At 64.9% G+C, this 21,454-nt stretch carries 20 protein-coding genes; 6 read left to right on the top strand and 14 right to left on the bottom strand.

Annotated features, from left to right (window positions below):
* Positions 1-19: 19 nt before the first annotated feature.
* The 3 genes from nspC to KIO74_RS11325 form a co-directional block, all read right to left on the bottom strand.
* Positions 20-1,117, bottom strand: coding sequence for a carboxynorspermidine decarboxylase (gene nspC / locus KIO74_RS11335; RefSeq protein WP_213334962.1), 1,098 nt, complete (start codon positions 1,115-1,117; stop codon positions 20-22).
* Between the two features lie 234 nt (positions 1,118-1,351).
* Positions 1,352-1,630: a hypothetical protein gene (locus KIO74_RS11330; RefSeq protein WP_213332079.1), complete on the bottom strand. Its 279-nt coding sequence runs from the start codon at positions 1,628-1,630 to the stop codon at positions 1,352-1,354.
* A 147-nt stretch (positions 1,631-1,777) separates the two neighbouring features.
* Positions 1,778-2,272: a PTS sugar transporter subunit IIA gene (locus KIO74_RS11325; RefSeq protein WP_249731268.1), complete on the bottom strand. Its 495-nt coding sequence runs from the start codon at positions 2,270-2,272 to the stop codon at positions 1,778-1,780.
* A gap of 19 nt (positions 2,273-2,291) precedes the next feature.
* On the opposite strand from KIO74_RS11325, the gene KIO74_RS11320 reads away from it, so the two are divergent.
* The 5 genes from KIO74_RS11320 (at position 2,292) to pcaF (ending at position 7,455) form a co-directional block, all read left to right on the top strand.
* Positions 2,292-2,483: a hypothetical protein gene (locus KIO74_RS11320; RefSeq protein ID WP_213332077.1), complete on the top strand. Its 192-nt coding sequence runs from the start codon at positions 2,292-2,294 to the stop codon at positions 2,481-2,483.
* A 586-nt stretch (positions 2,484-3,069) separates the two neighbouring features.
* The gene (locus KIO74_RS11315; protein ID WP_213332076.1) at positions 3,070-3,840 is read left to right on the top strand and encodes an enoyl-CoA hydratase-related protein; all 771 of its coding nucleotides are present in this window, start codon (positions 3,070-3,072) and stop codon (positions 3,838-3,840) included.
* Between the two features lies 1 nt (position 3,841).
* Complete coding sequence (locus KIO74_RS11310; RefSeq protein ID WP_213332075.1) at positions 3,842-5,398, top strand: 3-hydroxyacyl-CoA dehydrogenase; 1,557 nt, start codon at positions 3,842-3,844, stop codon at positions 5,396-5,398.
* Positions 5,399-5,400: 2 nt separating this feature from the next.
* Positions 5,401-6,213 carry an IclR family transcriptional regulator gene (locus KIO74_RS11305; RefSeq protein WP_213332074.1) on the top strand — a complete coding sequence of 271 codons (813 nt, stop codon included), beginning with the start codon at positions 5,401-5,403 and terminating at the stop codon, positions 6,211-6,213.
* A gap of 33 nt (positions 6,214-6,246) precedes the next feature.
* A complete protein-coding gene (pcaF, locus tag KIO74_RS11300) occupies positions 6,247-7,455 on the top strand; it encodes a 3-oxoadipyl-CoA thiolase (RefSeq protein WP_213332073.1) in 1,209 nt (402 codons plus the stop codon).
* Between the two features lie 244 nt (positions 7,456-7,699).
* Here pcaF and KIO74_RS11295 read toward each other — a convergent pair whose 3' ends face one another.
* The 5 genes from KIO74_RS11295 to KIO74_RS11275 are packed head-to-tail and all read right to left on the bottom strand — an operon-like array spanning position 7,700 to position 13,075.
* Entirely contained in the window at positions 7,700-8,506 is an 807-nt protein-coding gene (locus tag KIO74_RS11295) for an enoyl-CoA hydratase/isomerase family protein (RefSeq protein ID WP_213332072.1), read from the bottom strand.
* Between the two features lie 53 nt (positions 8,507-8,559).
* Positions 8,560-9,267 (bottom strand): ABC transporter ATP-binding protein, encoded by a 708-nt coding sequence (locus KIO74_RS11290; protein ID WP_213332071.1) that lies wholly within the window; start codon positions 9,265-9,267, stop codon positions 8,560-8,562.
* Entirely contained in the window at positions 9,264-11,087 is a 1,824-nt protein-coding gene (locus KIO74_RS11285) for a branched-chain amino acid ABC transporter ATP-binding protein/permease (RefSeq protein ID WP_213332070.1), read from the bottom strand. The genes KIO74_RS11290 and KIO74_RS11285 overlap by 4 nt, the downstream gene beginning before the upstream one ends.
* Positions 11,087-11,950: a branched-chain amino acid ABC transporter permease gene (locus KIO74_RS11280; RefSeq protein ID WP_213332069.1), complete on the bottom strand. Its 864-nt coding sequence runs from the start codon at positions 11,948-11,950 to the stop codon at positions 11,087-11,089. Before KIO74_RS11280 ends, KIO74_RS11285 begins: the two co-directional genes overlap by 1 nt.
* A 9-nt stretch (positions 11,951-11,959) precedes the next feature.
* Positions 11,960-13,075, bottom strand: a complete 1,116-nt coding sequence (locus KIO74_RS11275; protein WP_213332068.1) for an ABC transporter substrate-binding protein — start codon at positions 13,073-13,075, stop codon at positions 11,960-11,962.
* 147 nt (positions 13,076-13,222) lie between these two features.
* On the opposite strand from KIO74_RS11275, the gene KIO74_RS11270 reads away from it, so the two are divergent.
* Positions 13,223-14,023, top strand: coding sequence for an enoyl-CoA hydratase/isomerase family protein (locus KIO74_RS11270; protein ID WP_213332067.1), 801 nt, complete (start codon positions 13,223-13,225; stop codon positions 14,021-14,023).
* A gap of 70 nt (positions 14,024-14,093) precedes the next feature.
* On the opposite strand, the gene KIO74_RS11265 is transcribed toward KIO74_RS11270, so the two are convergent.
* The 6 genes from KIO74_RS11265 to KIO74_RS11240 all read right to left on the bottom strand — a co-directional run bounded on the left by KIO74_RS11265 (position 14,094) and on the right by KIO74_RS11240 (position 21,451).
* Positions 14,094-15,200 carry a CaiB/BaiF CoA transferase family protein gene (locus KIO74_RS11265; protein ID WP_291979931.1) on the bottom strand — a complete coding sequence of 369 codons (1,107 nt, stop codon included), beginning with the start codon at positions 15,198-15,200 and terminating at the stop codon, positions 14,094-14,096.
* A complete protein-coding gene (locus KIO74_RS11260) occupies positions 15,197-16,333 on the bottom strand; it encodes an acyl-CoA dehydrogenase family protein (RefSeq protein ID WP_213332066.1) in 1,137 nt (378 codons plus the stop codon). The genes KIO74_RS11265 and KIO74_RS11260 overlap by 4 nt, the downstream gene beginning before the upstream one ends.
* A gap of 129 nt (positions 16,334-16,462) precedes the next feature.
* Positions 16,463-17,269: an enoyl-CoA hydratase-related protein gene (locus tag KIO74_RS11255; RefSeq protein WP_213332065.1), complete on the bottom strand. Its 807-nt coding sequence runs from the start codon at positions 17,267-17,269 to the stop codon at positions 16,463-16,465.
* A 12-nt stretch (positions 17,270-17,281) separates the two neighbouring features.
* Positions 17,282-18,124, bottom strand: coding sequence for an SDR family oxidoreductase (locus KIO74_RS11250; RefSeq protein ID WP_249730951.1), 843 nt, complete (start codon positions 18,122-18,124; stop codon positions 17,282-17,284).
* Positions 18,117-19,910: a CoA-transferase gene (locus KIO74_RS11245; protein ID WP_213332063.1), complete on the bottom strand. Its 1,794-nt coding sequence runs from the start codon at positions 19,908-19,910 to the stop codon at positions 18,117-18,119. The genes KIO74_RS11250 and KIO74_RS11245 overlap by 8 nt, the downstream gene beginning before the upstream one ends.
* A complete protein-coding gene (locus tag KIO74_RS11240) occupies positions 19,907-21,451 on the bottom strand; it encodes a class I adenylate-forming enzyme family protein (protein WP_213332062.1) in 1,545 nt (514 codons plus the stop codon). Before KIO74_RS11240 ends, KIO74_RS11245 begins: the two co-directional genes overlap by 4 nt.
* Positions 21,452-21,454: the final 3 nt, after the last annotated feature.

Genomic DNA, 21,454 nt, shown 5'->3' with positions numbered 1-21,454 from the left:
AGTTCAGGGATGGTTCGCCTCAGGAGAGGCTCGCCTTGTAGTCTTCGAACGAGAATTGCTTGATCAGGCTGATCTCGCCGTTGAGTTCGCGGAGCGCGATGCACGGCATGCGAACGCCGTTGAACCAGTTTTTCTTCACCATGGTGTAGCCGGCGGCATCCTGAAAGGAGATGCGATCGCCCACTTTCAGTGGCGCCTCGAACCGGAACTCACCGAAGATGTCGCCAGCGAGGCAGGACTTGCCGCAGACCATATAGGCGTGGTCGCCGGTGTTCGGCTCCAGCTTGGCGCTCTGGCGATAGATCAGGAGATCGAGCATATGCGCCTCGATGGAGCTGTCGACGATGGCGAGGTCTTTGCCGTTGTTGAGCGTGTCGAGCACTGTCACCTCCAGCGTCGTGCTCTTGGTTATCGCGGCCTCGCCCGGCTCCAGATAGACCTGCACGCCGTAGCGCTCGGCGAAGGCCTTCAGGCGCTCCGAGAAGGCCTCGACGGGATAGCCCTCACCGGTGAAGTGGATGCCGCCGCCGAGGCTGACCCAGGAGACACGCCTGAGGAGAGAGCCGAAGCGCTCCTCGATCGTCGAGAGCAGACCATCGAACAGCACGAAGTCGCCGTTCTCGCAGTTATTGTGGATCATGAAGCCGGAAACGCGGTCCATGACAGCCTCGATCCGGTCGACATTGCATTCGCCGAGGCGGCTAAAGGGCCGGGCCGGGTCCGCGAGATCGAAATCCGACGAGCTGACCTGGGGGTTCAGCCGCAGGCCGCGCTGCAGACTGGCGGCCTTGTCCGCGTAACGCGTGAGCTGGCCGACGGAGTTGAAGATGATCTTGTCGGCATGCGTGACGACCTCATCGATCTCGTCGTCGCCATAGGCCACGCTATAGGCATGCGTTTCGCCCCCGAAGGTCTCGCGGCCGAGGCGCACCTCATAGAGGGACGAGGAGGTCGTGCCATCCATATACGCGCGCATCAGGTCGAAGGCGGACCACGTCGCGAAACACTTTAGGGCAAGCAACGCCTTGGCGCCGGAGCGCTCGCGCACATCCCGGATGATGTCGAGGTTGCGCAGCAGCTTGGACTTGTCGATGAGATAATACGGCGTTTGAATCATCATGGCTTGGCCTGGGCGACCCGCTCGACGAAAGGCGCGATAGCGCGGATGTGAACGGCGGTGTTGTGGACGAATTCCGGATAGCCGGCGACGCGGCGGTCAAGCGGAGCGCTCGGCTCTGCTCTGAGGCGATGCTACCGCCTGCGCAGTCAGCTCAACGGCGCATCGTCATGCCCGCTCGAAAATAGGGCGGGTCAAGGATGCGCGCGCCGTCCGACATACAGGCGACGTCGCTTAAGCGGCGTATCGATTCGAAGCGCATCGATGGGATGGAGGAGGCATCGCGCCAAGCCGCCGGTCGGCTGTGCCAGCCCCGGCGTATGCGATCATGCTGAGCCTCTTGCGCCGATTAGGCCGCATAGCTGCTTCGACCATGGCTTTGCGATGAAAATACATCGCGCCATTGACCGGAGCGCGCGTTTCGGCCGCGATCAAGCGAAAAGATTCTTCCGTTTGGGAGGCATTCAGCAAAACTGCGCCCATCCCCAATTGGAAGAGGGCGTCGTGCGACATGGCGTCCTCCCCAACCAGCAGATGTTGCCCACAGCATGCGGGCGCGCCGCTTATAGCGGCTCAGCCGGGGAAATTCAACCGGTGTCACGGCAATGGTGGCCGCGACGGCTTGCAAGCCGCCGTCGGAGCAGGCTGCGGTTCAGCGTTTCAGGCGCGGAGCTGGCTGACGCTGCGGGGCCCCTGGCGCGGGAGAGGGGTCTGTTCGTGGGCCGCGTTGAGACACTGGCCGATCTCTTCGGCGCTTGTGGCCTGTCGCAACTGGGCGAGCAATTCGGGCTGGCGCAGCAAGCGGCACATCGGGGCGAGATTCTGAAGGAAGCCATCCTTGCAATGCGTCGGCCAGATGAAGGCGAAGACGACATCGACCAGCCCGCCGTCCTGCGCGCTGAAATCAACTGGCTGCTCCAGCCTGGCGAAGGCCGCAGCGGGTTTCGCCAGATCGTCCAGGTGGGCATGGGGAATGGCGACGCCATGGTTGATTGCGGTCGAGCCAAGACGCTCGCGGGCGTTGAGCGCGGTCAGGAGCCTGTCCTTGGCAATGCCTGTCCGTCGACTGAGCGTTGCTGCAAGCGCATCGAGAGCCGCCGATTTGCCGCGCGCGTCCAACTCAAGCGCGATGTCGTCGGTATTGAGGAAATCCATAATCTGCACCCGTTCCTCCATGGATGCTGGAGGTGTTCACGGCAACGCCGCGCCTTTTGCGGTGCTGCTGCCGGTTGTGAAAGTGAATCTTCGCCGTTTCGGATGGACTGGCTCCAGGCCCGACATGCGAAAAACCGCACAAAAAGGCACGGTGATCATCATGGCTGCTGGAGATATCCGGCAGTCGTTGGCCGTAACGGTCATTGCCTAGACGTTCTGGCTCAAATCATCGGGCTATAAGACGATCCTGCAGCAAGCACGGATAAAACCATCCTGTCCTCGGTTGATACCCGAGGGGGGAAAGGCTTCCAGTCAGTGGCAAGCTGCAAGACCCTGTGTGTCATCGGTTTCCAACAATCCGGATGTCCTTATCCGATTGAAAAACAACGTGTTACACACCCATTCCAATAGCCAGCGATGGGGGATCAAACCTCCGAGAAATCGACATCACGATAACTAAGCATGGCGAGCGGAAAGTAACTCGGCGCCAGAGGAAGTCAAGCGGATGCGGAAAGGGGGGCTTTAACCGACTGTTAAGCGGTTAATTCTTTTGCGCTTTCTCGCTTTTCAACGGTCTACTGACGTCGTGGCTTTCGCGCAAGACCAGGAGGAAATCGCACCCGAATTGACGGCTTGCCTCCGATTCGACGCAAATCTATCTCTGTGCGACGCTGAGTCGCTAAGCGGTTAATATATTCCGTACAATGGAATTAATTTTTGAAATCTTGATCTCGGAATGATGTCGCGGTAAGTACAGGTCAAGCAATAGAAATTTATTCCGTACAATGGAATTTCACATGTCCGCTGTCCTGCTCGAACGGCCTGCCACGTCTATCGGCCTGCTGCGGCTCAACCGCCCGGAAGTCCGCAATGCCATCGATGACGGCGTGCGCGCCCTCATCGTCGCGCATCTGGCGGAGCTCGGCGCCGATCCCGACATCCGCGTCGTCATCATCACCGGCGGTGAGAAGGTGTTCGCGGCAGGAGCCGACATCAAGGCAATGTCGGTCATGAACGCGGCGGACATGCAGGCGAGCCCAGGGGCGGCCGCTTATGCTGCCATTCGCGCCTTCCGCAAGCCTGTCATCGCCGCTGTCTGCGGTTTCGCCCTCGGCGGCGGCTGCGAGCTCGCGATGCATGCGGACATCATCATTGCCGGGGAGGGTGCCAAGTTCGGCCAGCCGGAGATCAAGGTCGGCATCATGCCGGGCGCCGGCGGTACGCAGCGTCTTCCCAGGGTCATCGGCAAATTCAAGGCGATGAAGCTCCTCCTGACCGGGGATTTTATCACGGCGCGCGAGGCGGATGGCCTGGGCCTCGTCTCTGAAGTGGTGCCTGATGCGGAGGTGCTCCCTCGGGCGCTCGCGCTTGCAACCGCCATCGCCGCCCTGCCGCCGATCGCCGCGCGTGAGATCAAGCGGGCGGTTCTCGAAGGCGCGGACCTGCCCCTTGGCGAGGGGCTGGCCCTGGAGCGTGAGGCTTTCGCGCAGCTGTTCGACACCAAGGACCAGAAGGAGGGCATGAACGCCTTCCTTGAGAAGCGTCCCGCCGTTTTCAAGGGTGAATGACATGACCATCGACCCGCAGTCTCCGAGCCTCACCATAGGCATCGTCGGTGCCGGCGTTATGGGCCGCGGCATCGCCCAGGTCGCGGCAGAGGCGGGGATCACCGTGTTGCTCGCCGATGCGCGCAAGGGCGCTTGCGAGGAGGCGCGTGACTTCTGTGCCGGGTTGATCCGCCGGAAGGCGGAGAAGGGCCAGCTGTCGCCGGCGGAGGCGGATGCCGCAGTGGCGCGCATCCGGCCGACGGACGCCGGCCCTGAAACGGGCTATGCGCCGCTTGCGCCCTGTGATGTCGTGATCGAGGCGGTTGCCGAGCGCATCGACATCAAGACGGCGCTCCTCCGGGACCTGGAGGCCGTGGTCCGCGACGATTGCATCATCGCCACGAACACCTCTTCGCTCTCCGTGACGGCTTTCGCGGCGGCGGCGCGCCTGCCCGGCCGCGTCGCGGGGTTCCATTTCTTCAATCCAGCACCGCTCATGAAGATCGTCGAGGTCATCGGCGGCGTCATGACCGATGAAAGCGTGGTCGCGGCGCTGCTCGCCATCGGGCAGCGGATGGGCCACTACGCGGTGCGCGCCAGTGATACGCCGGGCTTCATCGTCAACCACGCCGGGCGTGGCTATACGACAGAGGCGCTGCGTATTGTCCAGGAGGGCATCGTTCAGGAGGGCATCGCCGGTTTCGCCGACATCGACCGGATCATGACGGAGACCGTGGGGTTTCGTATGGGGCCCTTCGAGCTGCTCGATCTCACGGGCCTCGACGTCTCCCATCCGGCGATGGAGGCGATCTATCGTCAGTATTACGAGGAGCCGCGCTATCGCCCGGTCGTTATCACGGCGCAGCGGCACACCGGTGGCCTACTTGGCCGCAAGACGGGCCGGGGCTTCTACACCTATCCCGGCGGCAAGATCGAGCGGCCCGCCGAGTCGGTTGCGCCGGGTTTGCCTGACGGCGTAACCGTTTGGATCAGCCGGCGCCATCCGGCCGCCGCTACGCTCCTTCAGGACGCGATCGTCGCTGGCGGCGTTACCCTGGAGACTGGTGAGCGGCCCAGCGCCGATGCGGTGATCCTCCTCACTCCCCTTGGCGAGGATTGCACCACGGCGGCGCTGGCGGAAGGCGTCGATCCCGCCCGCGCGGTTGCCGTCGACTGCCTGTTCGGCCTGGAGAAGCGGCGCACGCTGATGCGCAATCCGGCGACGAGGCCGGAGGTGGTCACGGCGGCGCATGGTATGCTCGCGGCGGCCGGCCATGCGGTCACGGTCATCAACGACAGCCCCGGCTTCGTCGCACAGCGCATTGCGGCGACAATTGCTAACATCGGTGCCGACATGGCGCAGCAGCGGGTGGCTCAGCCCGAGGATATCGATCGGGCCGTGGAACTCGGGCTCGGCTATCCCAAAGGCCCGCTCAAGCTCGGCAATGCCGTCGGGCCGGCGCGTGTACTCGCCGTCCTGGAGGTCATGCACGCCTTCTACGGCGATCCGCGCTACCGGCCGAGCCCCTGGCTGAAACGCCGGGCCCTGCTCGGGCTCGATCTGCACGCGCGGGACTGACCATGCGCAGGCGGGAGATCGCGCTGGCCACACCCGAGGCCGAAGGCGACGGCGGTCGTGATCCGCAATTCGTCACCGCGCTGGCACGCGGGCTCGATGTGCTGCGCGCCTTCCGCCGCGGGGACCCGCCTCTCGGCAATCAGGAATTGGCGCAGCGTACGGGCCTGCCCAAGGCGACCGTTTCACGGTTGACCTATACCTTGAGCAGCCTCGGTTTTCTCACCTACGCCCCCGTTACGGCGAAATACACGCTCTCTATCAAAGCGCTGGCGTTGGGCTTCACCGCGCTCGGCAGCATGAGCGTCCGTGATGTCGCGCGTCCGCATATGCAGGCGCTCGCCAATGAAACCGGCGTGTCCGTGGCGTTGGGCGCGCAGGACGGCACCTCGATGGTTTACATCGAGCATTGCCGTGGCGCGAGCCCACTGCACATGGGCATCGAGGTCGGATCCCACATCAGCCTGGCGCGTTCGGCTATGGGGCGGGCCTTCCTCGCCGGGCTTGATCTCGCGGAACGCGCGCAGCTCATGGAAGCCTTGAGCCACCGCGACAACTGGGCGGAGATCCGCCAGGGTATCGAGGATACGCTCGCAGGCTATGCCGAGCGCGGCTTCGTGCTGCTGATCGGTGACTGGCGGCAGGAGATCAATGCCGTCGGCGTGCCGCTCGTCGTTGGCAGCGGCGGCTCGCTGACCTTCGCGCTCAATTGCTGCGGGCCTGCTGTCCTGCTCTCGCGGGACGATCTGATCGACCGGGTGGGGCCGCGGCTCATGGCTGTGGCGGATGCCATCCGCAATGCGATGTATATGGAATGAAGGCCTTTTGAGGCCCGTATCAGGGGATGGACAATGTCGGACGCGTTTATTTGCGACTACGTGCGCACGCCTATCGGTCGCTTCGGTGGCTCTCTCTCCAGCGTTCGCGCCGATGATCTCGCCGCCGTCCCGCTGAAGGCGCTGATGGCGCGCAATCCCGACGTCGATTGGGAGGAGGTCGACGATGTCATCTTCGGATGTGCCAACCAGGCCGGCGAGGACAACCGCAACGTCGCGCGCATGGCATTGCTTCTCGCAGGCTTGCCGCTGGCGGTCCCCGGCAGCACGGTGAACCGGCTGTGCGGCTCGGGCATGAACGCGGTGATCAACGCCGCAAGGGCGATAAAGGCCGGCGAAGCCGACCTCATGATTGCCGGCGGCGTCGAATCCATGTCGCGCGCGCCTTTCGTGATGCCGAAGGCGGAAACGGCCTTCTCCCGGCAGGCGGAGATCTTCGACACGACGATCGGCTGGCGCTTCATCAACCCGGTGATGAAGGCGCAATATGGCGTCGATTCCATGCCCGAAACAGGCGAGAACGTCGCGGCCGACTTCCACATCAGCCGGGCCGATCAGGACGCCTTCGCCCTCCGTTCGCAGCTGCGTGCCGTGGCCGCGCAAGAGAACGGCCGGCTGGCCAAGGAAATCGTGCCCGTCTCCATTCCACAGCGTAAGGGCGAAGCGGTCGTCGTCGCCAAGGACGAGCATCCGCGCGGCGACACTACCCTGGAGAAGCTCGCCAAATTGCCGACACCCTTCCGCAGGGAAGGCGGCAGCGTTACGGCCGGCAATGCGTCGGGCGTCAACGACGGCGCGGCGGCGCTGATCATCGCCTCGGAGGCCGCCGTCAAGCGTTATGGCCTGAAGCCGCTGGCCCGTGTGGTGGGCGGGGCTGCGGCCGGTGTCGCTCCGCGCATCATGGGCATCGGCCCGGTGCCGGCGACCAACCGCCTGTGCGCGCGGCTCGGCCTCTCGCCCCAGGATTTCGATATCGTCGAGCTCAACGAGGCTTTCGCAAGCCAGGGCATCGCCGTCTTGCGCGAGCTTGGCCTGAAGGAGGACGCCGACCATATCAATCCGAACGGCGGCGCGATCGCGCTCGGCCATCCACTCGGCATGTCGGGCGCGCGCATCACCGGCACGGCGGCGCTGGAACTGAACCTGCGCGGCGCCAAGCGCGCGCTCGCCACCATGTGCATCGGCGTCGGCCAGGGGATCGCCATCGCGATCGAGGCCGTCTGAGGCAGGGCGTTTCCATCAGATCGGAACGCGCCCTGGAGCATGCCAGTCTTATACGGAATCGCCGCTGTCATTCCGGGGCGGGCCGAAAGGCCCGAGCCCGGGACCTATGAACACGACGGTCAACGAAAGGGTGAGGCAGAGTCCGACGCTTCTTTTTGTCAAACCGCGTGTTCATGGGTTCCGGGCTCCTCGCTGATGCGAGGCCCCGGAATGACGGCGGGGTTCAATCCGAACACAGGATACCCTAGCGACCTTTGAAGACGGGCGGGCGTTTCTCGATGAAGGCCATCTGGCCCTCCCGCGCGTCTTCACTGAGGAAGACATCGGCCGAGATGCGCTTTTCGAGCGCGAGCGCGTCACCGGCGGGCAGGCCCTGCACATCGCGCAGCGAGCGGCGGATGGCCCTGACGGCGACCGGGGAGTGACCGGCGATCTTTTCCGCCAGCGCGAGGCTTGAGGCCAGCACGTCACCCTGGGGCACGACGCGGTTGAGAAGCCCCCACGCGAGCGCGGTCTGCGCGTCGATCCGCTCGCCCGTGAGCAGCAGCTCCATGGCACGCACCTCGGAGATTTGCCGGGGTAGCCGGACGGTCGCGCCCCCGGCCGGAAAAAGGCCCCATTTCACCTCCTGCATGCCGAGCCGCGCCGTCTCCGCCGCTATCCGAAGATCCGCGCCGAGCGCGAGTTCCATGCCGCCGGCGATGGTATAGCCGTTCAGAGCCGCGACCACGGGCTTGGTGACGTCGAAGTCCCGGAGCAGCGCTGTCTCAAAGACCGCCGGATCCGCGACGACGCGCTCATCCCACGCGTCCTCCGGCTGGCGCGCGCCATTGAACAGCGTTATCAGCCGGCTGAGATCCGCTCCCGCGCAGAAGGCCTTGTCGCCGGCGCCGGAGATCACCGCGACGCGGACGGCATCGTCGTCGCGGATACGGTGCCAAGTCTGTTCCAGCAGCACCAGGGTCTCAGGATCCAGCGCGTTATGGACAGCGGGACGGTTGATCGTGACGAGCGCGACGGCGCCTCGTCTTTCGTAAAGCACCTTGGACATCTGGATGTCCTCCACTCTTCCGCCGCCCGGCCTTTTGGCCGTGATCGCGGCGTTCATTCGGCGCCGAGATAGGCCTCGCGCACCCGGGGGTCCGCACGCAAGGCCGCCGCGGAGGCTGACAGGGTCGGTTGCCCCATCTCAAGGACATAGCCGTGGTCGGCGACGGACAATGCCATGTTCAGGTTCTGCTCGGCGAGCAGGATCGAGAGGCCCTTTTTGCGCAAGGTGGCCAGCGTCTCCGCCACGCGATCGACCATGGCTGGCGACAGCCCCAGCGTCGGCTCGTCAAGAAGAAGCACCTTCGGCTCCGACATCAGCGCCCGACCGATTGCCAGCATCTGCTGTTCGCCGCCGGACATGGTGCCGGCGAGCTGGTCGAGGCGTTCCTCGAGACGGGGGAAAATCGCCATGATGTCCGCCATGCGTGCCGACACATCGATGCCGTGTCTGTCGCGACAACCGGCCAGCAAATTGTCCTGCACGGTCATGTGCGGAAAGACATGACGTCCCTCGGGCACCAGCGCGATGCCACGCTGGACCCGGCTGGAAGTCGGCAGGCTCTCGACAGCCACGCCATTCAGCAGGACACCGCCAGACGCGGTCTCCAACCCCATGATGCCCTTGAGGCTGGAGGACTTGCCCGCGCCGTTCGAGCCGACGAGGCAGGCGATCTCGCCGGGCTCGACGCTGATGCTCAGCTTGCTGATGGCCGTGATCGGCCCGTAGTGAACCGCGAGGTCCCGTGTGACGAGCGCGCTCATTGGGTCTGTCCCACGCCGAAATAGGCTTCGTTCACCAGGGGATGGTTACGAACCACCGCTGGCTCGCCCTCGGTGATCTGTTCGCCGTGGTGCAGCACGACGAGTCGATCGCAGACGCTCATCATCATGCGCACATTGTGCTCAACGAGGACGATCGCGAGGCCGCGCTGCCTGAGCTGCCGCAGCAGCGCCGTCAGGGTGGCTGCTTCCACGGGATTGAGCCCGGCCGCCGGTTCATCGAGAAGGAGGACCTTGGGGTCGGTGGCGAGCGCGATGGCGATGGACAGGAGCCGCTGCTCGCCATAGGCCAGCGAGCGGGCCAGCGACCCGGCCTTCTCCATCAGCCCCACCTCCGCCACGAGTTGCCACACGATCTCGGCGCGAGCCGCCTCGTCCGCCCGGAAACGGGCCGACTGGATTAGGCTCGCGGCGAACGACACCGGCCGTCGGTTGTAAACGGCGATCAGTATATTGTCGTAGACTGAAAGATCTCCGAAGATCGTCGTCTGCTGGAAGGTCCGCGCCAACCCCAGTTCGGTCAGTTGATGAGGCGGCAGTGCCGAGACATCCTTGCCGAACAGGCTGATACTGCCGCTGGTGGGCCGCACGAAGCCGCTCGCCATGCTCATGCAGGTCGATTTTCCGGCGCCGTTGGGACCCATCAGGCCAAGGATCTCGCCCTTGCGCAGGGAGAACGAGACGTCCTTGAGGGCGACCAGGGCGCCATAGCGCTTGGTCAGCCCGGAGACGGCAAAGACGGGGGGGCCGGACGGCGCCTCGCCGGCCGATTGCGCGATCGGCGCCGACACCGGGCTCGAGCTAATATCGGGGAATGCTTGTGGGGCCTCAGGCGCCGACGGTCCTACATTTTCCTGTTTCGAGGGCCAGAGCGACACAAGACCCTTCGGCAGAAGCCGCACAACCACGATGAGGAGCACGCCGAACACCGCGAAGCGCAACTCTCCAGCCGAGCGCAGGACTTCCGGCAACCAGGCGAAGATGACCGCGCCGATGATGGGCCCGAGGAGTGATCCGCGTCCGCCGAGGATGACGATCAGCACGGCGGTTGCCGAATAGAGCGGCGTCAGCAGATTGGGTGTGACGATCAGGATCTTGGGGATGATCAGCGCGCCAGCGATACCGCCCAAGGCTCCCGACAGTGCGAGGTTCTGCACGCGGACACGTAGCGTGGGAATGCCGACGCTCTCGGCAAGATCGAGGCTCTCGCGCACGGCAATCCACGACCGTCCGATCGGCGAGCGCAGCAACCGCTTGATCGCGAGATAGGCGATGCCGGTGACCAGCAGTACGATCGCCAGATAGTATTGCTGGAAACTGGCGAAGGGCGCGAGGAAGGCGAGGGTCGGGCGCGGCATCATCATGCCCATGGGCCCGCGCGTGAGATCGACCCAGTTTTCCGCGAGAAGGCGGAGGATCTCGGCGGCCGTCATGGTGGCTATGGCGAAATAGGCACCGCCGATGCGCAGTGAGGCGAAGCCGATGAGCGCCCCGAGAAGCATGCCCGGTATGGCACTCAGGGCGACGGCCAGCCAGAAGTTGACGCCGAGATAAACGTTGATCAACGTCGCGAAATAGGCGCCCAGCCCGAAGAAGGCCGCGTGACCGAAGGAGGTGAAGCCGAGATAGCCGAAGACCAGATTGAGGCTCAATCCGAGCAGTGCATAGACCGCGCCGAGAACGATGAGGCCCGAGATGTAATTCGAGAAGCCGAGCGCCGGCACGCCTGCCGCGACAACGCAGATGGCGGCGAGCCAGAGCCAGTCTAGCCGCTTGTCTTTCAGGAAGGAGAGCGAAGTCATCATCGCGCCTTGAACAAGCCCTGCGGGCGCACGAGTAATGTTACGATGAGCAGGGACATGAGTATCGCCTGTGCGATACCGTCGATGACGAATCCGCGCAGGAATATCTCCAGAAATCCGATGCCGATGCCGGCGACGACCGCGCCGACGACGCTGCCCATGCCGCCGATGACTACGACGACAAAGGCCTTGATGACGACATGCTGGCCGATATACGGCGTGAACAGGGAAATTGGCACCATCAGTGCCCCGGCGATGCCAGCGACGCCCGCGGCGAGCAGGAAGGTCGTGGTGCGCACGCGCTTGACATCGATGCCGATGACCCGCGCGGCGAAGTTGTCCTGCGCAACGGCGCGGAGATCGCGGCCGAGGCTCGTATACTTGAGAAGCATATGGATCAGCGCAAGCAGAATAAATCCGCCCACGATGACCAGGATGCGCTGATAGGTGATGACGACATCGCCGATGTGGAGCGCGCCGATAACCCCGTCGATGCGGCGGGGCGCGGGTCCGTAAGTATAGAGCACAGCCTCAAGTATCAGGATACTTGCGGCATAGGTGCCTATAAGCGCGGAGTTGCCGCCATCTCTTCGTTGTAGGACCGGTCTGACGGTCACCGTGTCCACCAGGAAGGCCACGGCGATGGCCGCGATCATCCCTAGCGGCACGGCAATGATATAGGGAGCGCCCAGCATCGTCGTGGCGAGCACCACGCCGAAACCGCCCAGCATGTAGAACTCGCCATGGGCGAAGTTGATGATATGCAGGACCCCGAAGACGAGGGTGAGCCCCAGGGCGATCAGCGCGTAGCTCATGCCCGCGCTGAAGCCGTTGAAGGCCTGCTGAGCGATCGACTCTAACATGAAGGCGCCTCACTGCCGCTGGATGCGGCCGTCCTTGACCTCGACGATGAACGGCGTGCTGAGCGCCTGGCCGGTCTTGTCGAACTTGAGTTCGCCACGTGGCGTGGTCCAGGTGTCCTGGTGGATCAGCGCGGCGAGCTTGGCGATATCAGTCGTCCCGGCTTTCTGTATCGCCTGGGTTACAACGCTGGCGCCCTCGAACCACAGCAGTTCAAGCTTCTCCGGCGCGATGCCCACTTTCTTTTTGTAGGCCTCGACGAAGGCCGCGTTCTCGGCGCCGGGCATGCTCGGCACATAGATATCCGTGCAGATCGCGCCCTCGGCGCCACCGTTTGCTAGTTCCACGGCGCGCGCGTTCAGAATGCCGGGCGCGAGCACGAGATACTTGGGCTTGTAGCCGAGTTCCTTGGCGACGCGCATGATGTTGCCATATTGCTCGACGTTGTTGCCGGCGAGATAGAGCATCTCCGCGCCCGAGGCCTTCGCCGCGGTTACAAGGCCGCTGTAGTCGCTCGATGAAGTATCGTAGAGCTGGTTGAAGACGACGCGATTGTCCGGATCTTTGGGGAACATGGCACGCAGCCCGGCCAGATAGGCGCGGCCGGTGTCGTTATTCTCGCCGATATAGGCAACGCCCTTGGGGTTTGCTTTCTGCATGTATTCGACAAGGACATCCCCGTCCATCTTCACGGTGGAGTTGAAACGGAAAACCTTGTCGTAGCCGGACGTCGTGACATCCGGGTGCTTCGCGGCGACCGGCAGGTAAAGCAGTTCCTCGGCGGTCGCGATCGGCAGCCCCGCGAGCGCGACTGTGCTGCCATAGGGCCCAATGACGATCTTGACATTGTCCTGATCGACTAGCCGCTGCATGCCGCTCACGCCCTCGACTGGCGAATTGCCGTCGTCATAGACCACGAGCTGGAAAGGCCGGCCGTTGAGGCCGCCTTTGGCATTCGCCATGTCGATCGCAATCTTGGCCGCCTCGACGGCCTGGTTGCCGAGAACGGTGCGCACGGGCGCGAGCATGCCGATCTTGACCGGCTCTCCCTGTGCATGCGCCAGGGGCGCGAAAGTCGTGCTGGCCAGGACGATCGCACTGGCCGCTAAAAATTGTCGCCGCAACATGTATTGCCTCCCTGCAGTCCGGCTTCTATGGCCCGGGACGAGCGCAGACTATGACAGAGCGGTCGCTCTCGTCAAGCTTCTCGCCAAGCGACTTTACAGAGCGCTCGCTCTGGTTTAATCCCAAGAGAAAATGGAGATGAGACGCCCATGTCCCATGTTAGTCTGTCCGTCGAGGACGCCGTTGCTGTCCTGAGGATTTCCAACCCCCCCCACGGCTACATGAACGATTCCGTGACGGATGAACTGCACCGTGCTCTTCGGCGCACAATCGCGCAGCCTGACGTGAAAGTGATCGTCCTGACGGGTGGCGAGCCGGATGTCTTCATCCAGCATTTCGATCTGCGCGACGTTGAAGCCGTAGTCCGCAAATTGAACGAGCGCGGCGACCGTTTCGGCGACGGCGCGCATGTGCCTGAGCGCGCCATCGACGTAATGCTCCGTCGTATCGACATGTCGCCGAAACCCATCATTGCCGCCATCAACGGCAACGCCATGGGGGGGGGGCTGGAGCTGGCGCTCGCTTGCGATTTCCGGCTGGCGCAGGACGGCGATTACATGATCGGCCTGCCCGAGATCCGCATCGGTGCCTTGCCCGGAGCCGGCGGCACCCAGCGGCTCGCGCGCATCGTCGGTCCAGCGCGCGCGCTGGACCTTGTGATGCATGGGCGTCGGCTGTCCCCGCGCGAGGCGCTCGCGGCCGGCATCGTCATCGAGGTGACGGATGGCCCGGTGCTCGAACGCGCTATGGAGCGCGCGCGCGACCTCGCCTCTATTCCCTCCAATGCGCTTGCGTCTGTGAAGCGCCTGATCCGCGAGACGGCGGAACGGCCGCTCTATGAGGGCCTCGACGTCGAACGCACGTTGTTCATGGATCTGCTGGCCCAGCCGGAAGCCCTGGAGATGGTGTCCGCGCTCAACGCCCGTGGTGGTGATTTCCGCACGGTCTAACGCGATCGGCCCTGGGCTTATATGACGAGGCGCAGGGTGCCCCCCTGCCTCTTGCCGCGATGATGGGGGCTTATGCCCAATCCGCGAGAATCGTCTCGCTGTCGGTGGCGCGCGCCAGGCCGGTCTGGATCTCGCCGGGCGTGCGGCTGAAGCGTGGCGCCGGTGATGGCTGCAACAGGCCGTCCACGGTCGCGAAGGTGCCGCGCTCCACAAGATGCGGATGGGTGTGGGCTTCGTTCAATGTCAGCACTGGCATGACGCAGGCGTCCGACCCGTCGAAAACCTTTTGCCAATGCGCCAGCGGCTTGGCCTTCACCACGGCCGCGATCCGCGTGCGCAGTGCCGGCCAGTGGGTGCGTTCCTCCCGCGGCGGCAGCGTCGCCGCGTCGAGGCCGAGGCCTTCGAGGAACATCAGCCAGAAGCGACCCTCGAAGGCGCCGGCGGCGATGTGGCGGCCGTCGGCCGTCTCAAAGGTGCCATACCAGGGCGCGCCGCCATCGAGGATGTTCTGGCCACGCTCCGTCAGCCACGAGCCCTGTGCGAGAAAGCCGTAGAACTGCGCCATCAATGCGCTCGCGCCATCGACCATGGCCGCGTCGACCACCTGGCCCTGGCCCGTCGCGCGGGCATGGAGAAGCGCGCAGGCCACGCCGAAGGCGAGGAACATCGCGCCGCCGCCGAAGTCGCCGACCAGGTTGAGGGGCGGCACGGGCGTGCGCCCTTCTTCGCCAATACTGTCGAGGACGCCGGTGAGAGCGATGTAATTGATATCATGCCCGGCCGTGCGGGCGAGAGGTCCCGTCTGCCCCCAGCCGGTGATCCGCCCGTAGACGAGGCGCGGATTGGCCGCGAGGCAGGCCTCCGGCCCAAGGCCGAGACGCTCCATGACCCCCGGCCGATACCCTTCGATGAGGATATCCGCGCGTGCGATCAGCGCCATGGCCTGGGCCTGTGCCTCCGGTGTCTTGAGATCAAGCGTCAGCGTCCGGCGTCCGCGCAGCGTCGGGTCGAGTTCCGCCGGCAGGTCGACAGCCGCATCATTGGCCATAGGCCGTTCGATACGGACGACGTCAGCGCCCATGTCGGACAGCAACATGCCGCAGAAGGGGCCCGGTCCGACCCCCTCCATCTCGATGACGCGCACACCCGAGAGTGGCCCGGAGGCGCGCGCGCTCACAACGACCGACCTATGATTTCCTTCATGATCTCGTTGGTGCCGCCATAGATGCGGGTGACACGCGCATCAGCAAAGGCGCGGGCGACGGGGTATTCCACCATATAACCGTATCCACCATGTAGCTGCAGGCAGTTGTCGATCAGCTTGCACATGAAGTCGGTGGACCAATATTTGGCCATGGCGGCGGTCTTGCTATCGAGCTTGCCGTCGCAGACCAGCTCAAGGCAGCGATCGACAAAGACGCGGCCAATCTGCAATTCGGTCTGCAACTCGGCCAGGGTGAAGCGATTGGCCTGAAACTCGATGATCTGCTTGCCGAAGGCCTTGCGTTCCTTCACATAGCGCAGGGTTTCCTCAAGCACCCCCTCGGCCGTGGCAATGGCGGACACCGCGATCTGGACACGCTCCCACGGCAGTTCCTGCATCAGCTGCGTGAAGCCCTCACCCTCCACGCCGAGAAGGTTGGAGACCGGGACGCGGACATTGTCGAAGAACAATTCGCAGGTGTCCTGGGCCTTGTTGCCTAGCTTGTGCAGCGGCGCGCCCTTGCTGAAGCCCGGGCGGTCTGCCTCCACCAGAAGCATGGACACGCCCTTGGAGCGCTGGGTCGGGTCCGTCTTGACGGCCAGCGCGACGAGATCACAGTTATGGCCGTTGCTGATGAAGGTCTTCTGGCCGTTGACGATGTAATGGTCGCCATCGCGCAAGGCAGTCGTCTTGATATTGGCGAGATCCGAGCCCGCGCCCGGCTCCGTCAGGCCGGCGGCGGCGATGACCTCGCCGCTGATCAGCCCCGGCAGCCAGCGCCGTTTGAGCTCGTCCGATCCATAGGCCACGATATAGGGGGCGGCGATTTCCGAATGGACGGAGAAGCCGGGGCCGCTTAAGCCGAGACGCGCCTGCTCCTCGAAGATAATGGCCGCGTAGCGCCTGTCGAGGCCGAGGCCGCCGTATTCCTCCGGTGCGGACGTGCAGAGGAGGCCGGCGGCGCCCGCCTTCTGCCAGAGTTCACGTGGCACGTAGCCCTGTTCTTCCCACGCCGCGTGGTAGGGCGCGACCTCGCGCTCGAAGAAGCGGCGCACGAGATCGCGGAAGGTTTCATGATCGCTGTCGTAGATTGTGCGTTCGATCATCGGTGTCGGTCTCCTGCCGTCAGCTGGCATGTTCCAAGCCCTGCTGGATAGAGTTCCCGTTCGGGAAGGTACGTATCCATCTGTCCGGCAATGGCCACGGCCGGCAGCGAGGCTGTTATCGCGGTGGCGTCAATCGAAACGGGGCGCGCGTTTTTCCATGAAAGCGCGCACACCTTCCTCGAAATCCGCGGAGGCATTGAGCAGCGCGTTGGTATCGCGCTCGTAAGCGAGCTGTTCATCCAGCGTATACTTGTCGCTGCGATCCATGGCTTCGGCGACGAGTGCCAAGGCTGCGCGCGGGCCGTTCGCGAGGTGCCGGGCGACGGTCTCCACCGCGCCGACGAGTTCTCCGTCAGGAACCGCCTTCCAGATCAGCCCCCATTCCGCCGCCGTCTCCGCCGGCAGTCTCTCGCCGAGCATGGTGAGCCCGATGGCGCGGGCGCGCCCGACGAGGCGCGGCAGCATCCATGTGCAGCCGCAATCCGGGATCAGCCCGAGCTTCGGCGTGAAGACCTGGACGAAGGACGCGGAGTGGGACGCGATGACGATGTCCCCGGCCAGCGCGACGCCGACGCCACCGCCCGCCGCCACGCCGTTGACGGCGATCACCTTGGGCTTCGGCAGCGTGTAGAGCGCGCGGATCAGCGCGTTGGTCTCCCTGTCCATGACCTCGCGCGTCACGGCGGAGCGTTCTTCACGGCTCGTGCCGAGGCCGGTCAGGGGATCGCCCAGATCCATGCCGGCGCAGAAGCCGCGCCCCGCTCCGGTGAGGACGAGCACGCGCGCCTCAGGATCGTCCCGCAGCTGCGCGAGCGCCTGCAGGAGTTCTCCGATCATGGCGCGCGTCAGGGAATTCAGAACCTCAGGGCGGTTCAGCGTCAGCCGCGCGACGCCGTTCTCGACGACAAGATCAATGCTGGTGAAGGTCTCGGGCATCGTCATGTCCTGTCATGATGAAAAGCGAAAGTAATCTGGCTTCGAAACGGCCCAAACGTCGCCCCACAACTGCTGACCGCCATCGACGGTCAAGACCTCGCCGGTCACGAAGCGGGCTGATGGCAACGCCAGATAGATGCAGCCCTCAACGACTTCGAGGGAACTGGCGGGACGACGCTGGACATTGGCGTCCGTGCGGATCCTCGCCTGCACATCCGGGGGGTATTGCTCCAGCGCGCCGGTATCGACGATGCCCGGCGCGAGGCAGTTGACGCGGATGCCGAGCGGCGCCCATTCGACCGCGAGGGTCTTGGAGAGATAGATGACCCCGGCACGCGCGGCGACGGAATGCGCCATGCCGGGAATGCCCCGCCATATATCGAGGACGACATTCACGATACGTCCTTCCTCGGCCCGGCCGCGCCAGCGCTGGGCGGTGGCCTGCATCATGTTCCATGTGCCGGTGAGATTGGTGTCGATGACCGCGTGCCACCCCTTGGGCGACAGGTCGATCGCCGGCTGGACGAACTGCCCGCCGCCGTTGTTCACGAGAATATCGACCCGGCCGAAGGTCGCGAACACCTCGTCGAGCATGGCAGCGATCTCATCGGGCGCGCGGATCGAGCAGGCATGCGGATGCGCCGCCCCGCCGTGGCTGCGGATCAGCTCGGCCGTTTCCGCCAGCGGTTCGGGTCGGCGCCCGCATAGCACGACGGTCGCTCCAAGCCGCGCCATGGCAATGGCGATGGCGCGCCCAAGGCCGGTGCCGCCGCCGGTAATGAGGGCGACCTGGCCGGCGAGCACATCCGTGCGAAAGCTCAGCGGTGCGCTGAAAGGATCATCGTCGTCAGCCAAGGAACAGTCCTTTCGGGTCGAGCTGGCGCGCAAGGCTGATCTCCTCCGCGTCCGGCGCCGGTTCCAGCTGGACATCGTCCGCCACGGCCAATGCCCAGCCCGTCTTGGCAATGGCCATGGCGACGAGGTCGGCCTTGGAATGGCCATCGCGCGCAAGCACCCGCGACAGCACGAACTCTTCGTTGCCGGCGCGGCGTTCCAGCACGCCGAGCTCGGTCACGATGGTTCGCACGGCCCGGCCAGGGGTCGTGATGAAATGCACCGCCTCGACGAGCCGCTTTGGCGAATGCGCCATGGTGACGAGCACTTCCGAGGCGGCGCTGCCGATGTCATTGGCGCCACCGGAGCCGGTGAGCATGAAGTCCGGAAGCTTCGACGTGTTGAGGTTACCGGCCCGGTCGACCTGGGCGGCGCCGAGCACGCCCACCGCCCGATTGCGCGGCCCCCCTGTCAGCACGCCGAGCGTCGTCAGGGCATCGGTTTCCATGAGGCCGCCCGACATGTTGCGATAGTTGAACAGGAAGGGATCGGCAGGGGAGGGCACATATCCGAACATGCCGGCTTCGACCATCAACGGCACGTTGTGTCCGTCCCGCCGTTCAAGCAGCGATGCCATCCAGGCGGCGAGCGACGAGATGCCGAGGCCGGCAAGGATGCACGACAGGTCGCCGCTGCGCAGCCGCTCGCGCAGGATGCGCGCGGCGAGGACCGCATGGCGTTCGTTATCCGATGACGCGCGCGCCGCGGCCGGGCCGGCGAGTTCCGGCCATTCGAGACGCCATCCGTCCTTCGCCCTGCGCCCGCGCAAGGCGTGAAGACGATCCGCGCCGAGCTTGGCGAGATAGGCTTCGTGGCTGTCGCAGTCGAGGATCCATTCCCGCGACCAGCGATCGAGCGCTTCCGGGCTCTTCCCAGCATTCCGCAAGTCTTCGAGAAAGGCGTAGTCGTCCGGATAGCCCGGCACTTCGGGCACGGCGTCGCCCGGAAGGGAATTCGGATGGCCGCCGAGCGGTACCTCACAGACCGCCGCGACGCAATGACCGGGTATCTGCACCTGGTGCGAATAGCGGCTGATGAAATCATCCCCCACGATGCGCTCGGCGGTGATGATCACAGCCCGGCTTGCCGCGAAGGCCGCCCAGGCGCCGTCGTAGAAAGGTGGGCAGATGATGGCATTGCCGAAGCGGTCGGCCGCGAGCGCATGCACGAATGTGACGTCTGGCGCGAAGGGTGCCACCACCGTGGCTGCCCCATCACCAAAGGGGTTGTCGAGCGTCGCGACCTGCCCGGTCGCGGCGAGTTCCCTCGCCATGTCGCTGCCGGCGAGAGAGCCCGTCGGCATGAAGGGCAAGCCGAGCGACGCCGCCATCAGGCGCTGCTTGAGAGTGAGCAGCGACCAGCTCTCGAAGGTAACCGATCCGTCGCGGGCGGCCTGCACGTAAAGGGGATGCGGCGCGGGCGTCGGAAAGGTCAGCGCGTGGATCGAGGCGATCACCTTTTTCACGAGCCCGGCGCGGATGAGCGGGGCGTGCTGGTTGGCGATGGCCGGCGCCGCGAGCGTAAACCCCGGGTCGCGCGACCAGAACTGCCGCGCGACCTCGAACATCGCCGCATTGGGCCGGGCCATGGAGCCGCCGAAGTAAAGCGTGTCGCCCGCCTGCACGTGACGCGCCACCGCATCCTTGAGGGTGGCGACCCGATCGATGCCGGCGGGTTGTGCCTTGAAAGAGGCCCAACGGGCGGCAATCGCGTCAGTATCGGCAAATGTCGCGGGATCAACCGTCATCGAATCAGTCCCAATGCCTTGCGGTACAGCACTTTTTTCACGCGGCCCGTTTCCGTGCGCGGCACATCGGCGCCGTCGCTGGGCCGGACGGATTCCGGCCATTTGAAAGGCGCGAGCTTGCCTTCACAGAAGCGCCGGATCTCCTCCAGCGAGAATTCACGGCCCTCTTCCATCGGAATGAGGACCACGAGGACCGTCTCGCCGAGCACGTCGTGCGGCTGCGGCAGCGCGATGACTTCACGGATTTCGGGGTGCTGGACGATGCAGTTCTCGATTTCGAGGCTGGCGATATTCTCGCCGCCGCGGCGGATGATGGACTTCAGGCGATCCACAAAGAAGAAGCGATTGTCCTCGTCGCGATAAGCGAGATCGCCGGTGTGGAACCAGCCGTCGCGAACGACTTCCTGGAAGGCCGCCTCGTTGTTGAAATAGCCGGCAAAGCCCTGGCCGAAGCGAGCCGTAATCTCCCCAACCTCGCGTACGCCGACCTCCACGCCGGTGTCGGGATTGACGATCCGTAGATCCACGCCAGGCACGGGCCTGCCAACGCAGGGATAGGCATCCGGCAGGTCATAGCAGTCCGCGCCGGCCAGCGTGCCCGGCGTCTCCGTCATGCCATAGCCGTCGAGCACGTCGCAGCCCCACCGTTCACGGATCTGCCGCCACCGCCCGGCCGCGCCGTTGGCGAACAGGATGCGCAGCTTCTTGACGGCATGGCGCTCGACGTCCGACGGTGGGAGCGTCAGCAGGATGGCGACCACGGCGCCCATGGTCCAGAGCACCGAGGCACCGCTGCGGTCCGCCTGGTCCCAGAAGCGGGACGCGCTAAAACGGCGCGCCAGCACCATCGTGCAGCCCGACAGCACGCACATCGTCGTGCCCCAGTTCAGCGCCATGCCATGGAGCAGCGGGGTCACCAGCATGACCCTGTCCTGCGAGGTCAGCCGGAGATTTTCCTGATAGCCGGCGATGCCATTGATGATGCTGCTTGAGCGCTGCAGGGCGGCCTTGGGCTTGGCGCCGGTCGTGCCGGATGTGAAGACGATGCTGAGGAGCGCGTCGTCGGGGATCTCCGGGTCTCGCGCCCACACCGGCTCGTCCGCCGGGCTCCAGGCGTCCATCATGCCACCGACGGGCGCGTCGCTGAGGACATGCGCGAGGCCGGGGTTGGTCGCGGCAAGTTCAAGCGCCAGCGCATTCTGCGCCGCGGCGGTCACCAGCACGCGCGGCGCGAGCGTATCCATGTAGGACTGGAGCTCGCCGGGAAGGAGATCCGCGCTCAATCCGGCAGCAATCGCGCCGATCTTCTGGCAGGCGAAATAGATGATGAGCCATTCGATCGAATTGGGCATCAGGATCGCGACGGGATCGCCGCGCTTGACCCCGCAGGTGCGCAGATGCGCCGCCAGATGGGCGGCGCGTTCCGCCGCGGCGGCGTAGGTGACCGTACGGTCCCCAGCCGCCTCGTCGCCGACGAAGTGGATGAAGACGCGATCGGGTGCCCCGCGAGCGACCTTTTCGAAGTGGTCGATCAGCAGCATGGC

Source organism: Chelatococcus sp. HY11 (assembly GCF_018398335.1).
In the GTDB taxonomy this organism is placed as follows: domain Bacteria; phylum Pseudomonadota; class Alphaproteobacteria; order Rhizobiales; family Beijerinckiaceae; genus Chelatococcus.
Note: the sequence above shows the minus strand (reverse complement) of the source record. Positions and strands in the feature narration are given on the sequence as shown.

Coding starts and splice junctions, on each gene's coding strand:
- pcaF (WP_213332073.1), top strand. CDS start 6,247: ATGTCGGACGCGTTTATTTGCGACTACGTGCGCACGCCTATCGGTCGC.
- KIO74_RS11255 (WP_213332065.1), bottom strand. CDS start 17,269: ATGCCCGAGACCTTCACCAGCATTGATCTTGTCGTCGAGAACGGCGTC.
- KIO74_RS11285 (WP_213332070.1), bottom strand. CDS start 11,087: ATGACTTCGCTCTCCTTCCTGAAAGACAAGCGGCTAGACTGGCTCTGG.
- KIO74_RS11240 (WP_213332062.1), bottom strand. CDS start 21,451: ATGCTGCTGATCGACCACTTCGAAAAGGTCGCTCGCGGGGCACCCGAT.
- KIO74_RS11275 (WP_213332068.1), bottom strand. CDS start 13,075: ATGTTGCGGCGACAATTTTTAGCGGCCAGTGCGATCGTCCTGGCCAGC.
- nspC (WP_213334962.1), bottom strand. CDS start 1,117: ATGATTCAAACGCCGTATTATCTCATCGACAAGTCCAAGCTGCTGCGC.
- KIO74_RS11270 (WP_213332067.1), top strand. CDS start 13,223: ATGTCCCATGTTAGTCTGTCCGTCGAGGACGCCGTTGCTGTCCTGAGG.
- KIO74_RS11315 (WP_213332076.1), top strand. CDS start 3,070: ATGTCCGCTGTCCTGCTCGAACGGCCTGCCACGTCTATCGGCCTGCTG.
- KIO74_RS11310 (WP_213332075.1), top strand. CDS start 3,842: ATGACCATCGACCCGCAGTCTCCGAGCCTCACCATAGGCATCGTCGGT.
- KIO74_RS11260 (WP_213332066.1), bottom strand. CDS start 16,333: ATGATCGAACGCACAATCTACGACAGCGATCATGAAACCTTCCGCGAT.
- KIO74_RS11295 (WP_213332072.1), bottom strand. CDS start 8,506: ATGTCCAAGGTGCTTTACGAAAGACGAGGCGCCGTCGCGCTCGTCACG.
- KIO74_RS11320 (WP_213332077.1), top strand. CDS start 2,292: ATGGATGCTGGAGGTGTTCACGGCAACGCCGCGCCTTTTGCGGTGCTG.
- KIO74_RS11325 (WP_249731268.1), bottom strand. CDS start 2,272: ATGGATTTCCTCAATACCGACGACATCGCGCTTGAGTTGGACGCGCGC.
- KIO74_RS11245 (WP_213332063.1), bottom strand. CDS start 19,910: ATGACGGTTGATCCCGCGACATTTGCCGATACTGACGCGATTGCCGCC.
- KIO74_RS11305 (WP_213332074.1), top strand. CDS start 5,401: ATGCGCAGGCGGGAGATCGCGCTGGCCACACCCGAGGCCGAAGGCGAC.
- KIO74_RS11280 (WP_213332069.1), bottom strand. CDS start 11,950: ATGTTAGAGTCGATCGCTCAGCAGGCCTTCAACGGCTTCAGCGCGGGC.
- KIO74_RS11290 (WP_213332071.1), bottom strand. CDS start 9,267: ATGAGCGCGCTCGTCACACGGGACCTCGCGGTTCACTACGGGCCGATC.
- KIO74_RS11330 (WP_213332079.1), bottom strand. CDS start 1,630: ATGTCGCACGACGCCCTCTTCCAATTGGGGATGGGCGCAGTTTTGCTG.